Source organism: Microbacterium sp. SLBN-154 (assembly GCF_006715565.1).
Classification (GTDB): Bacteria; Actinomycetota; Actinomycetes; order Actinomycetales; family Microbacteriaceae; genus Microbacterium.
This window is the reverse complement of record NZ_VFNL01000001.1, coordinates 3093891-3106843: the sequence shown is the minus strand read 5'-3', so window position 1 is coordinate 3106843 and position 12953 is coordinate 3093891. Positions and strand designations below refer to the sequence as shown.

Genomic DNA, 12953 nt, shown 5'->3' with positions numbered 1-12953 from the left:
CTCCAGTTTACGTCGGGCTCCCTCCTGCCCTCCGCCTGCGACCCCCAGGCCGCGCCCAGCCCAGCGCGCCTAGGATGGACCCATGACGAGGGTGCTCCTCATCGCGGCATTGCTGGCCACGGTGTTCTGGGTCTACAGCATCGTCGACTGCGCCCTGCAGCCGCCGAATCGCCATCGGGGTGTGAGCAAGCCGATCTGGATCCTCATCGTCATCCTCCTCCCCGTGCTGGGCGGCGCGCTGTGGTTCGTGGTGGGGCGACTGCGCAAGAAGACGATCGCCGCGCGTCGCGCGCCCGACGACGACCCCGAGTTCCTCGGGCGCATCGGCTCGATCAGCGATCAGGACGAGCGCATCCGCCGGCTCGAAGAAGAACTCGCTCAGCTGGATGCCGAGGCCGATGACCCCCGCTTCCTGCCGCCCGAGCGCGGAGCGGCGCCCGGCAGCACGATCGAACCGCCCGCGAGCGGTCGCGACCGCTCCGCCCGGGCCGGCGAGCGACCGGCCGATGACGATGACCCGCTCGGCACCCGCGGACCGCTGAGCTGAGGTGACCGGCGACACCTCCGGGGCGCAGGCTCCGTCGACCGATGCCGCCGCCGCCCTCGTCGGGGCGCTCGTGGCCGGTGGTGTCCGACACCTCGTGCTGAGTCCCGGGTCACGCTCGCAGGCGCTCGCGCTGGTCGCCGCCGAGTTCGAACGGCGGGGCGTCGTGCGACTGCACGTGCGCATCGACGAACGCGTAGCGGGGTTCGTGGCTCTCGGGATCGGACGCGAGACGGGGATGCCGGCCGCGCTCGTGTGCACGTCGGGAACCGCGACGGCGAACTACCTCCCGGCCGTGCTCGAGGCCCATCACGCAGGGGTGCCGCTGATCCTCCTCACCGCCGACCGCCCGCCGGAGCTGCGCGGCGTCGGCGCCAACCAGGCCACGCGTCAGCCCGGTCTGTACGCCGGATTCACGCGGTGGGACGCCGACCTGCCCGTCCCGACCGAGGTCGACGAATCGGGTGCGAGCGAGCAGACGACGATGCTGCGTCAGACCGCCGGCGAAGCGCTCGCCGCCGCGCGCGGCGAGACCGGGCGACTCGCGGGGCCCGTGCACCTGAACCTGCCCTACCGCGACCCGCTCGCCGGCGCCCTGCCGAGGTGGATCGCCGCGCCGGCCGGCGCGGATCCCTCCGACGCCGCTCCGCCCGAACCCTCCGGCGCGCTCTACCAGGGCGGCGGCGGAATCGGCGGGTCGGAGGGAGCGAACGAGGGGAGCGTCACCGACACCGACCTCGACGCCGTGCTCGAGCGCGGTCCCCGCACCGTGGTCGTCGCCGGGGCCGACGCCGGTGCCGGGGCAGAGGCGCTCGCCCACGAGGGCGGGTGGCCGCTCATCGCCGAGATCGTCAGCGGCGCGCGCTACGGTCGTCACCTGGTGCACGGGTATCGCGCCCTGCTCGCCGACCCCGCGCTCGGCGGCCGCGTCGAACGCGCCGTCGTGTTCGGCCACCCCACCCTCAGCCGCGAGGTCGCCTCGCTCCTCTCGCGTCACGACCTGACGGTGCTCGCGGTCCGCGGCCCGGGCGAGGCGCTCAATCTCAACGGCTCGACCCTCCAGGTCGACGCCGTCTCCGTCGCCCCCGGAACGGCCGACCGCGAATGGCTCGGTGCCTGGATGCGCGCCTCGCAGGCGGCATCCATCGATCTGAGCCCCCCCGCGCCCGATCCCGATGCGCTGTCGTCGGCCGTACCCGACGAGCGGCTCCCGGCGATCGCGGCCGAGCTCGCGGTGCTGCGCGCACCGGTCGACCGCGCCGCGCTCGTCGACGCGGTGTGGCGTGCGACCTGGCCCCACGACCGCCTGATGTTCGGCTCGTCGCGGTTGGTGCGGGTGGCCGACAGCGTCCTCGGCGGCAAGAAGGTGCGGGTGCACGCCAACCGCGGGCTCGCCGGCATCGACGGCACGATCGCCACCGCGACCGGGATCGCTCTGGCCAGCCAGGACGCCGTCGGCGCTGCGTCCGCCGGCGTGACGCGGGTGCTGCTCGGAGACCTGGCGATGCTGCACGACGTCGGCGCGCTGCTCGTGCCGCCGGCCGAATCGTCACCGCGGATGCAGGTGATCGTCGGCAACGACGGCGGGGGAACGATCTTCGACGGGCTCGAGGTCGCGGCAGTCGCCGGCCCCGAGGCCATGGATCGCGTGCTCTACACCCCTCACGAGGTGAGGCTCGAGGCGATCGCGAGCGCCTACGGGTGGGAGTACCGGCGCGCCACGACGCGGTCGGAGCTCGATCAGGCGCTCACCTCCGGGACCGCCTCGCGTCTGCTCATCGAAGTGCCGCTCACCCGCTGACCGCCCCGCTCTTCCCTCGTCGACCCGCGGTGGGACATCATGGCGGGATGACGACGGCAGACGACACCGGTTGGATCGGCGACCCCGCGATCGCCCTTCGCGTCGAGGAGGGTTTCGACCTCGCCGCCGTCGACCCCGACTCCACCCCGGCCTACGACGGCTCCAAAGCCGACGGTGTCGCCGACCTGGCCGACGATTCCCGGCTCGATGAGCTGCAGGAGCGCCTCTACGCTGCGAGCAGGAGCCAGGCGACCGACCAGGCCGTGCTCCTCGTTCTGCAGGCGATGGATTCCGCCGGCAAGGGAGGGATCGTCCGGCACGTCGTCGGATCGGTCGACCCGCAGGGCGTCATGCTCACCGCGTTCAAGAAGCCGACCCCCGAGGAGCTCGCGCACGACTTCCTCTGGCGTATCGAGCGGCGTCTTCCCCAGCCGGGATTCATCGGGGTGTTCGATCGGTCGCACTACGAGGACGTGCTCGTCGGTCGCGTCCGCGCCCTCGCCCCCGCCGAGGAGATCGAGCGGCGCTACGACGCCATCAACGACTTCGAGGCCCGCGTCGTCGAGAGCGGCACCCGCATCGTCAAGGTCATGCTGCACATCTCGTACGCCGAGCAGGGCGCCCGCCTGATGGAGCGGCTCGACCGGCCCGACAAACACTGGAAGTACAACCCCGGCGACGTGGACGAACGCGCGCTCTGGCCCGACTATATGGCGGCGTACCAGACGGTGTTCGAACGCACGTCGACGGCCGCCGCGCCGTGGTATGTGGTTCCGGCGAACCGCAAGTGGTACGCGCGTGTCGCCGTGCAGCGCCTTCTCGTCGAAGCGCTCGAGACCCTCGACCCGCGGTGGCCGGCGGCGACGTTCGACGTCGAACGGGAGAAGGAGCGGCTGGCCGCCACGATGCCCGCCTAGGGTGCGCCCGGGGCCTGCGACTCATCGGTCCGCCGCTCGTCCGTAGGCTGGGTCGGTGAGCGCCAGCACCGACCCGGTCCACCTGATCGCCGACCACTACGTGGACCGCCTCGCCGAGCACGAGCCCGATGCGGCGCAGGCGATCGGCCTCGATGACGGACCCGCCCTCCCCGATCTGTCTCCGGCGTGGCTGCAGGAGCGCTACGCGCTGCAGGGCGAGGTGATCGCCCGGCTCGACGCCCTCGGCCCCGAGGCCGGCGACCCCGCGCTTCGCGCCGCCCTCCGGGAGCGCATGGAGCGCGAGCGGCTGCTCTTCGACACCGGCTTCACGCCGCGGCTCGTCGCGGGGCTCGCCACTCCGATCCATCTCGTGCGCTACGCTGTCGAGGGCCTGACCGTGACTCCGGATGCCGCGGGCGAGGCGCTTCTGCGCCGTATCGAAGCGGTACCCGTCGCCACCCGGCAGTACATCGACAGTCTGCGCTGGGCCCGCGAGAACACCGCGCGGTTCACCGGGGGAGGCGTCGCGCCCGTGCGGCAGCTCGACACGCTCGCCGCGCAGGTCGATCGGTGGATCGACACCGACTGGTTCGGCGCGATCCCGGTCGACGACGCCGTCGACTCCGCCACGCGCGCCCGGCTGCGCGCCGCCGGCGACCTGTGCGCCGACGCCCTGCGCGAGCTCGTCGGGGTGCTCCGCGACGAGCTGCGACCCGTGGCCCCGACGGTCGACGGGGTGGGGGCCGAGGTCTACCCGAGCATGGCCGCGGCGATGCTCGGCGCCTCGATCGACCTCGCCGAGACGTACGCGTGGGGATGGTCCGAGCTCACCCGGCTCGTCGCGGCATCGCGCGAGCTCGCCGCGACCCTCGGGGGCTCGGCCCTCCCGGGCGGGGGTGACGATCCGGTGCGCACGGCCGCCGCCCTTCTCGACGTCGACCCGCGCTACCGGCTCGACGGCGTCCCCGCCATCCGCGCGTGGCTTCGCAGCCGCGTGTCCGAGACGATCTCCGCGCTCGCGGACGCCTTCGATCTGCCGCCGACCGTCGATCGTGTCGAGTGCGTCGTCTCCGAGGCGTCCAGCGGTGTCGTCTATTACACCCCGGCGCCGCCGGACGGGTCGGCGCCGAGCCGCATCGTCTGGACGATTCCGAGCGGCATCCCGGTCGCAGCCAGCTGGCAGGAGGTGACGAGCGTGCATCACGAGGGCCTCCCCGGCCATCACCTGCAGTTCGTCGTCACCGCCTCCGATCCGGGTCTGCACCCGTGGCAGCGGCACCTGTGCCACATCCACGGCTATGCCGAGGGGTGGGCCCACTACGCCGAGCAGCTCTCGGATGAACTCGGTCTCATCCGCGATCCCGCTGAGCGGCTCGGCCTGCTCCTCGGACAGATCTGGCGCACCGTCCGCATCGTCGCCGACATCGGGCTGCACACCGGGTGGCCGGTACCCGGCGACGTGCTCGTCGCTGCGCAGCCCTGGACGCCCGAGCTCGCGCGCGACCTGCTCGAGCGTTTCGCCCTCGTCGAGCCGGCGCTCGCCGGATTCGAAGTCGACCGCTATCTCGGCTGGCCGGGTCAGGCGCTGGCGTTCCGCGTCGGCGCGCGTCTGTGGACGCAGGCTCGCACCGCGCGGGAGGTCGTCGACGGCGAGGCGTTCTCGCTCCGCCGGTTCCATCGCGACGCGCTTGCGCTCGGTCCGATGGGTCTCGACCCGCTCCGCGAACGCCTGCTGGGCTGAGCGACCGCCGCCGACGCGCCGTCGCTCAGTCCGCGAGCTGTGGCAGCACCTCACGCCCGAGAAGCGCGATCCCCTCGGCCGGCACCCGTCCGTGGGGGGTTCCGAATTCGATCCGGTCGACGCCGGCGTCGATCAGGAGATGCGCCTGGCGTGCGATGTCGTCAGGAGTGCCGGCGAAGGCGAACAGCTCCAGCACGTCGCGGGGGACCAGTCGTCCCGCGCCCTCCTCGTCGCCTTCGGCGAGCCGGGAGCGGATGCCGGGGAGCAGCCCCTCGGGAAGATCCACCGTCGGGTCGAGGGCGGCGATGACGTCGAGGTACATCGCCACCTCACGGCGGGCCAGCGCCCTGGCGGCATCGCCGTCGCGATCGACGACCGTCACGGCGCCGAGCACGACGCCGACGTCGCGCTCGGCGCGACCTGCCTTCTGCGCGCCGGGGCGGAGGCGCTCACGCACGACCTGCACCATCGCCGGGTTCGCCGAACCGCCGATCTTGATCTCGTCGGCGATCTCCCCCGCCAGCGACATGCCTCTCGGGCCCCATGAGCCGATCAGCACCGGGGCCTGCGGACGCACCACCGGATACCGCAGCCGCACGTCCGGTTCGAGACGGAACACCCGGCCGTCGTACCCCTCACCCGCACCGCTGAGCAGGGCTTGGATCACTCCGGCGGCATCGCGGAGCGCGGTGATCGGCCGCTCGGGCTCGAGCCCGATGGCCTCCAGCCACGACCCGCGGGCGAGGCCCAGGTACGCACGGCCCCCCGATGCGTCGTCGACGAGGGCGAACTGACCGGCGATCTCGTACGGATGAAGGGTGAAGGGGTTCCAGCACGCGCATCCGAGGCGGATCCGCGAGGTGGCGCCCGCCATCTCCAGCAGCGCGGCGATCGGCGGCTGATAGAGCAGATCGGAGAAGACGCTCACCCCGTCGAAGCCGAGGTCTTCGGCCAGGCGCGCGAGAGCGCCGTATTCGCCGAGGCGCTTGTCGGTCTGCAGGCCCAGGCTCACCTGCACCCGGTGCGAGGCGCGGCTCACGTGAGCTCGTCGGTCGGGATGGAGCGGATGCCGGTGCGCTCGATCCGCATGATCAGACGCTCCTCCGGGTCAGGGCATGCGACGAGGTCATCCCTCTCCAGCCAATCGCCGGCCGGAAGCTGCCGCTGCTTGGCCGGCAGGAGGGGAAGCACCGCCTGAAGGGCGTAGAGGCAGAAGTGACCGCCGTCGGGAAGGCACAGCCGGCTGCTCTCGACGAGATCGATGTGATCGCCCACCGCCATGCCGCAGACCGACCGGCCCTCGATCCGTTCGACGACGACCCGGAGGTCGTAGAGATCGGAGGTGGCGCCGTCGCCACTGTCGGAGGGAGGCTCGGGCAGGTTCACGGTGCTCATCTTGCTCATCCTGTCAGTCGCACGCGCGTCTTCACTCGAAGGCGCCGCGGACACGGCCCCGGTCGTCGCGGACGACGACACCGCCCTTCATGACCAGATCGAGGTCGCGGAGTGCACTGACGTCGGCCGTCGGATCGCCCGGGGTCACGACGAGGTCGGCCCATGCGCCCGGCGTGAGGGTGCCGAGCTGACCCTCGGCGCCCAGCCACCGGGCGGGGGCCGCTGTCGCTGCGCGCACCGCGTCGGGGGCGGCGAGGCCGCCCGCCTGCATGTGCTCGAGTTCGCGCACCACCGCGCTCGTCCCCTCGAAGTTCCAGAACGGGGGCATGTCGCTGCCCAGGAGCACGTCGACGCCGGCGTCGAGTGCGTGGCGGTACGAAGCCATATGGCGCGGTCCCGCCCCGAGGGAGCGCTGCTGCATCCATGCCGGTACGCCGAGGTCGTCGAAGAACGCGCTCGCCCGGGTGACGACGAGCGTCGGCACGAGCGCTGTGCCGTGCTCGGCCATGAGGCGAGCGACCTCGGGGGTGAGCTCGTACCCGTGCTCGACGCAGTCCAGGCCCAGCGCCACCGCTTCGGCGATGATCGCCGCAGGCCCGGCGTGAGCCGTGACCTTGCGGCCCCACGCATGGGCGGTCGAAATCGCCGCGGCCATCTCCTCGCGGGTGAGCTGGGGCGTGGTGATCTCCTCGTGCTCGCCGGCGATGCCGCCCGAGATCATGAGCTTGATGAGGTCGGCGCCGGCCTTGACCTGCGAACGGACCCCTCGTGCGAAGGCGTCGGCGCCGTCGCACTCCAGGGTGTCGTCGCTGTCGAACCCGTGCCCGCCGGTGCAGCACAGCGCGCGCCCCGCGGTGTAGATGCGGGGGCCCGGCACGTGACCGGCGGCGATCGCGCGGCGCAGCGCGAAGTCGGCGCCGCCCTTCTCGGCGACGCAGCGCACCGTGGTCACCCCCGACAGCAGGGTGCGGCGCGCGCCGTCTGCCATGTAGAGCGAGAGCTCGTGCGGGCTGAGGCTGCTGACCGCGTCGCCACCCGCTCCCGGAAGGGACAGCGAGAAGTGCGTGTGCATGTTGATCAGGCCCGGCATGACGAAGGCGCCGTCGAGGTCGATCACCCGTTCGGCCCCGGTCACCGCGTCATCCGGGGTCGTGACCCGCGCGATCCTGCCGTCCGCGATGACGAGGGCCATGCCGTCTCGGGGTTCGGGCTCGACGCCGTCGATGAGGGTGAGCCCCACCAGGACAGCGTCGCCCCGGGTCGGAAGCGAAGGGACGGCGCCGCTCATGCGAGGGCGTCCACGATCGGACGGAACTTCACGCGTGTCTCCAAGAGCTCTGCCTCCGGGTCGCTGCCGGCGACGATGCCCGCCCCGGCGTGGGCGACGACGGGGATTCCGTCGCCGTGGATGTCGACCCGGTCGAGGCCGAACTGCGCGCAGCGCAGCGCGATCGCCCACTCGCCGTTGCCGGACTGGTCGACCCAGCCCACGGGCCCGGCATATCGTCCACGGTCGAAGGGCTCCAGGCGGCGGATGACGGCGAGTGCGGCCTGCGTGGGAGAACCGGCCACCGCGGCGGTGGGGTGCAGGGCGGCGACGAGGTCGAGCGACGACGCCCCGTCGTCCAGAGTGCCTTCGATGTCGGTGGCCAGGTGCCAGACGTTGGGGAGCTTCAGGGTGAAGGGCTGCTCGCTCGACGCGAGGGCGCTGGTGTGGGGGCGGAGGGAGGACAGCACGCTGTGGGCGGCGTATCGATGCTCGTCGAGATCCTTCGCACTCGTGGCGAGCGCGAGCGATGCGGCGTTGTCGGCGTCGGCGTCGGCCCCCCGGGCGCGCGTGCCGGCGAGGACGCGCGCCGTGACGGTGCCGTCGTGCACCGTCACGAGGGTCTCAGGGCTTGCTCCGATCAGGCCGTCGACGGCGAAGGTCCAGCAGTCGGGGTAGTCGGTCGCAAGAGCCCGCACCAGGCGGCGGAGGTCGGCGTCGTGCGGCACCGCGCCGACGAGGTCGCGGGCGAGCACGACTTTGCCGACTTCTCCGGCGCCGATCGCGGTGACCGCGGCGCGCACCGCCGACTGATACCCCTCATGCGTCATCCGGCCCGGGCCCACCGCACCCGGCCAGTACGGGCCGAGACGGCGGGGGGAGGGCTCGACGGCCGCCTCGTCGGCGGTGCGGATGGAGGTGATCCACCCGCGTCCGCCCCGCCGGCCGACGATGACGCGCGGCACGATGAGCACGCTCGATGCGGCCGATGCGGCGGTGAAACTGAACGCGCCGAAAGCGACCAGTCCCGATCCGGGAACGCCGACCGCATCGTCGACCCGCGCGTGCGACGCCACCTCTCGCCACACGTCGGCGAGGCGGGCGATGCGCGCGTTGCGCGGTTCGGCGTCCGGGTCCTGACCTCCGGGCTCCTCGAGTCGGAGGGCCTCGCCGAATCCGGCGATGCCCTCCGCGCGGCGGATCCAGCACAGCGGTGACGCGGCATCGGCGAAGGGGAGCAGCTCCTCGACGGGATCGATCGGAGAGGTCTCGACCACCAGCCGGGGGAGGGGGGGGATCACGGCTCCACTCTAGATCCGGGCGCCCGGGGCCGGACGGCGACGCCGTATATTGACGAGGTGACCGACGCCTCGTCATCCGCCCTCCGCCCCGAGATCGGGCAGCGCGTGCGCTTCCGCTGGCGGAAATGGAACGGCGGGGTGCACTGGGAGCACGACTGCGTCTACCTCGGCAGCGACCGGTGGGGCGACTGGGTCGGCCAGCCCGCAGGCTGGATCAGCGAGCGGCCCGGACGGCAGATGGTGACCCGTCAGGCGTGCGTGATGCTGCTGCCTCCGAGCGGGGAGTACGCCTATACCCGCAATGCGGATCCGAACCGGACGCAGATCTACATCGATCTGGGGTGGGATGTGGGCTGGCGGGACGGTGCGCCGGTCGGTGTCGACATGGATCTTGATGTCGTCAAGCACACCGAGCGGGGGATCTACATCGACGACCGCGACGAGTGGGACGAGCACCGGGTCGCATACGGCTACCCGCTCGACATCGTCGCGCGTCTCGAGGCGCTCGCGGTCGACCTCGAGCAGAAGGTTCGTGCGGGCGTCGCACCCTTCGACGAGACGACACCCGCGCACTGGCTCTCGCAGCTCGAGGCGCTGCATCTCTGAGGATGCGCACCCGTGCTCACCCGGTCTGCGACGACGGCGACGCGCTTAGACTCGACCCGTGACGACCGATCGCGAACCCAACCGCGCCGACCTCGGTAAGGATCCGCGACGCGTCAGCGGCATGTTCGATCAGGTCGCCCGCGGCTACGACCGCACGAACACCGTTCTGAGCCTCGGCAACGACCGGATGTGGCGTGCGGCGACGACCCGCGCGGTCTCGCCGCGGCCGGGCGAGCGCATCCTCGACCTCGCCGCCGGCACCGGCGCGTCCAGCGTCGCGCTCGCCAAGAGCGGAGCCCAGGTGGTGGCCGCCGATTTCTCACCCGGAATGATCGCCGAAGGCGAGCGCCGTTACGGGGCGTCGTCGCCGGGTGGCGGCATCGGGAATCTGAGGTTCGTGCAGGCGGACGCGACCGACCTGCCGTTCGGCGACGCGGAGTTCGATGCCGTCACGATGTCGTTCGGTCTGCGCAACGTCAATGATCCGAAGAAGGCTCTGCGGGAGCTGTGGCGGGTGACCCGACCCGGCGGACGCGTGGTGATCTGCGAGTTCTCGCAGCCGCCGTCGGGCGCCTTCAACCGGCTGTACCGCTTCTACAACGACCGCGTGCTGCCGACGGTGGCGAAGGCCGTGAGCTCGAACGCCGAGGCGTACGACTATCTGAACGAGTCGATCCGCGACTGGCCCGACCAGCGCACGCTGTCGGCCTGGATCCGCGAGGCGGGATGGACCGATGTCGCGTTCCGCAACCTGTCGATGGGCATCGTCGCCCTGCACCGGGGCCGCAAGCCCTGAGGCGACCGCCTGCGATCCGCGCGCCGCTAGGCTGGATCCGTGACTCCTTCCGCTCCCGGCTCGCCGATCACCGGTCAGCTGAGCCTGACCGAGCGGGTCTTCGCCGGGCCCGGGGCCCGTCGCCTTCTCGCGGCGGTCGAGGACGGGCTCGCGCGCGTCGACGAACACCTGCGCAGCGAACTGCGCGTGACCGACGCGCTCGCCAACGCCACCAGCCGCTATCTGTACAACGCCGGCGGGAAGCGCGTGCGCCCCACTCTCGCGCTCCTGACCTCCCAGCTGGGTGACGGGGTCACGGACGAAGTCGTCGAAGCGGCCTCGGCGCTGGAGATGACCCACCTCGGCTCGCTGTACCACGACGACGTGATGGATGTCGCGGACAAGCGTCGCGGGGTGCCCGCCGCGCACGCGGTGTGGGGCAACAACGTCGCGATCCTCACCGGCGACCTGCTCTTCTCCCGCGCCAGCCAGATCATGGCGCGGTTGGGGGAGCGCGCCATCCGGATCCAGGCCGACACCTTCGAGCGTCTCGTGCTCGGACAGATGCACGAGACCGTCGGCGCCACCGAGGACGATGACCCGGTTGAGTTCTACCTGCAGGTGCTCTCGGACAAGACCGGCTCGCTGATCGCCGCGGCCGCGCAGGCCGGCGTGATCTTCTCCGACGCCGACCCCGCCTTCGAGGCGCCCATGGTGGTGTTCGGAGAGAAGGCCGGTGTCGCCTTCCAGCTGCTCGACGATGTGATCGACCTCTCGCCCGACCCCGGTGAGACCGGCAAGGTGCCCGGCACCGACCTGCGTGCGGGCGTCCCCACGATGCCGTTCCTGCTGCTCGGTCAGCGGCGAGACGCCGATGCGGTGCGACTGCGCGAGACGATCGACGAAGGCGTGGAGCGGATCGCCGAGGGCGCCGACCCCGCGATCCTCGACAGCCCCCTCGCCGAACTCCGCGAGCACGAGACGACCGAGGCCACGCGGGAGCTCGCGCACCGGTACTCTCTTGAAGCGATCGATGCGCTGGAGCCGCTGCCCGAAGGGCCGGTGCGCGATGCGCTGACGCGCTTCGCGCGGGCGGTCGCCGATCGCGCGAGCTGATCGGCGGCGCACCCGGGAACGCCGCGGCGCGGCATCCGTCAGAAAGGACTTCATGACCAAGCTCAGGCTTGCCATCGTCGGTGCAGGACCCGCCGGCATCTATGCCGCCGACATCCTGCTGAAGGCGGAGCGTCGCTTCGACGTCTCCATCGACCTGTTCGAGCAGCTGCCCGCCCCCTACGGACTGGTGCGCTACGGGGTGGCCCCCGACCACCCGCGCATCAAGGGCATCATCACGGCGCTGCGCGAAGTGCTCGACCGCGGTGACATCCGCATCTTCGGCAACGTCCGCTTCGGTGAGGACATCACGCTCGACGACCTCAAGCAGCACTACAACGCGGTGATCTTCGCCACCGGCGCGGTGCGCGACACCGACCTGCGCATCCCCGGGATCGACGCCGAGGGCTCCTACGGCGCGGCCGACTTCGTCAGCTGGTTCGACGGCCACCCCGACGTGCCGCGCACCTGGCCGCTGGATGCGGAGTCGGTGGCCGTCATCGGGAACGGCAACGTCGCGCTCGACGTCTCGAGGATGCTCGCCAAGCATGCCGAGGACCTGCTCCCCACCGAGATCCCCGACAACGTCTACGAGGGCCTGAAGGCTTCGCCGGTGACCGACGTGCACGTGTTCGGCCGCCGTGGCCCCGCGCAGGTGAAGTTCACCCCGCTGGAGCTTCGCGAGCTCGGCGAGCTGCGCGATGTCGACATGGTCGTCTACGACGAGGATTTCGATTACGACGAGGCCTCGAAGGACGCCATCGCGAGCAACAAGCAGGTGATGGTCATCGACCGCGTGCTGCAGGCGTGGCGCAAGCGCCCGAGCGTCAACAACGCCGGGGGTGAGGCCTCGCGTCGCCTGCATCTGCACTTCTGGGCGAAGCCCGTCGAGGTCAAGACCGACGACAACGGCCGGGTGTCGGCGTTCGTGTACGAGCGCACCCGCCCCGACGGCGAGGGCGGTGTCGTGGGCACCGGCGAGATCCGCGAGGTCGCCGTGCAGGCGATCTACCGTGCGGTCGGCTACTTCGGGTCGCCGCTGCCGGGAGTGCCGTTCGACAAGCGCCACGGGGTCATCCCCAACCACGAGGGCCAGGTGCTGCGCAAGGACTCGAATGAGCGGGTCCCCGGCGTGTACGCGACCGGATGGATCAAGCGCGGGCCGGTGGGCCTGATCGGCCACACCAAGTCCGACGCGATGGAGACCGTGCGTCACATCATCAACGACCAGGGTTCGTGGTGGCAACCGACCGATCCGTCGGAGGAGGCCATCCCCGCGCTGCTGGAATCGCGCGGAGTCGCGTGGACCGACCTCGACGGCTGGCACCGCCTCGACGAGCACGAGGTGGCTCTCGGCGCGCCGCACGGCCGCGCGCGCATCAAGGTCGTGCCCCGTGACGAGATGATCGCGGTCTCGCGCGGGGAGTAGTCGCCTGCGGCAGGTGCTGCGACCCGGATAGGCTGGGGGGAGTTTCCCTTCACCAGGAGGTCAC

12 protein-coding genes are annotated in these 12953 nt (G+C 71.7%); 8 read left to right on the top strand and 4 right to left on the bottom strand.

Features of this window, described 5'->3' with window-relative positions:
• Positions 1-82 precede the first annotated feature (82 nt).
• From FBY40_RS15025 to FBY40_RS15010, 4 genes are read left to right on the top strand one after another with little or no spacing between them, the layout of a single operon-like run.
• Positions 83-547 carry a PLD nuclease N-terminal domain-containing protein gene (locus FBY40_RS15025; RefSeq protein WP_141939572.1) on the top strand — a complete coding sequence of 155 codons (465 nt, stop codon included), beginning with the start codon at positions 83-85 and terminating at the stop codon, positions 545-547.
• Between the two features lies 1 nt (position 548).
• Positions 549-2345 carry a 2-succinyl-5-enolpyruvyl-6-hydroxy-3-cyclohexene-1-carboxylic-acid synthase gene (gene menD, locus FBY40_RS15020; RefSeq protein WP_141939571.1) on the top strand — a complete coding sequence of 599 codons (1797 nt, stop codon included), beginning with the start codon at positions 549-551 and terminating at the stop codon, positions 2343-2345.
• A 47-nt stretch (positions 2346-2392) separates the two neighbouring features.
• Positions 2393-3262, top strand: coding sequence for a polyphosphate kinase 2 family protein (locus FBY40_RS15015; RefSeq protein WP_141939570.1), 870 nt, complete (start codon positions 2393-2395; stop codon positions 3260-3262).
• 55 nt (positions 3263-3317) lie between these two features.
• The gene (locus FBY40_RS15010) at positions 3318-5003 is read left to right on the top strand and encodes a DUF885 domain-containing protein (protein WP_141939569.1); all 1686 of its coding nucleotides are present in this window, start codon (positions 3318-3320) and stop codon (positions 5001-5003) included.
• Positions 5004-5028: 25 nt separating this feature from the next.
• On the opposite strand, the gene FBY40_RS15005 is transcribed toward FBY40_RS15010, so the two are convergent.
• Genes FBY40_RS15005 through FBY40_RS14990 form a run of 4 tightly spaced genes read right to left on the bottom strand, consistent with a single transcriptional unit; the run spans position 5029 to position 8966 of the window.
• Positions 5029-6042 (bottom strand): LLM class flavin-dependent oxidoreductase, encoded by a 1014-nt coding sequence (locus FBY40_RS15005; protein WP_235014939.1) that lies wholly within the window; start codon positions 6040-6042, stop codon positions 5029-5031.
• Positions 6039-6398, bottom strand: a complete 360-nt coding sequence (locus FBY40_RS15000; protein ID WP_141939568.1) for a TIGR04076 family protein — start codon at positions 6396-6398, stop codon at positions 6039-6041. Before FBY40_RS15000 ends, FBY40_RS15005 begins: the two co-directional genes overlap by 4 nt.
• 31 nt (positions 6399-6429) lie before the next feature.
• On the bottom strand, positions 6430-7686 hold the full coding sequence (locus tag FBY40_RS14995; protein WP_141939567.1) for an amidohydrolase family protein: 1257 nt from the start codon (positions 7684-7686) through the stop codon (positions 6430-6432).
• On the bottom strand, positions 7683-8966 hold the full coding sequence (locus FBY40_RS14990) for an isochorismate synthase (protein ID WP_235014937.1): 1284 nt from the start codon (positions 8964-8966) through the stop codon (positions 7683-7685). Before FBY40_RS14990 ends, FBY40_RS14995 begins: the two co-directional genes overlap by 4 nt.
• Before the next feature lie 57 nt (positions 8967-9023).
• Between FBY40_RS14990 and FBY40_RS14985 the strand changes: the two genes are divergently transcribed.
• Genes FBY40_RS14985 through FBY40_RS14970 form a run of 4 tightly spaced genes read left to right on the top strand, consistent with a single transcriptional unit; the run spans position 9024 to position 12889 of the window.
• On the top strand, positions 9024-9572 hold the full coding sequence (locus FBY40_RS14985; protein WP_141939566.1) for a DUF402 domain-containing protein: 549 nt from the start codon (positions 9024-9026) through the stop codon (positions 9570-9572).
• A gap of 58 nt (positions 9573-9630) precedes the next feature.
• Entirely contained in the window at positions 9631-10368 is a 738-nt protein-coding gene (locus FBY40_RS14980; protein ID WP_268815538.1) for a demethylmenaquinone methyltransferase, read from the top strand.
• A 39-nt stretch (positions 10369-10407) separates the two neighbouring features.
• On the top strand, positions 10408-11463 hold the full coding sequence (locus FBY40_RS14975; protein WP_141939565.1) for a polyprenyl synthetase family protein: 1056 nt from the start codon (positions 10408-10410) through the stop codon (positions 11461-11463).
• A gap of 52 nt (positions 11464-11515) precedes the next feature.
• Positions 11516-12889 (top strand): FAD-dependent oxidoreductase, encoded by a 1374-nt coding sequence (locus FBY40_RS14970; protein ID WP_141939564.1) that lies wholly within the window; start codon positions 11516-11518, stop codon positions 12887-12889.
• The last annotated feature ends 64 nt before the right edge of the window (positions 12890-12953 follow it).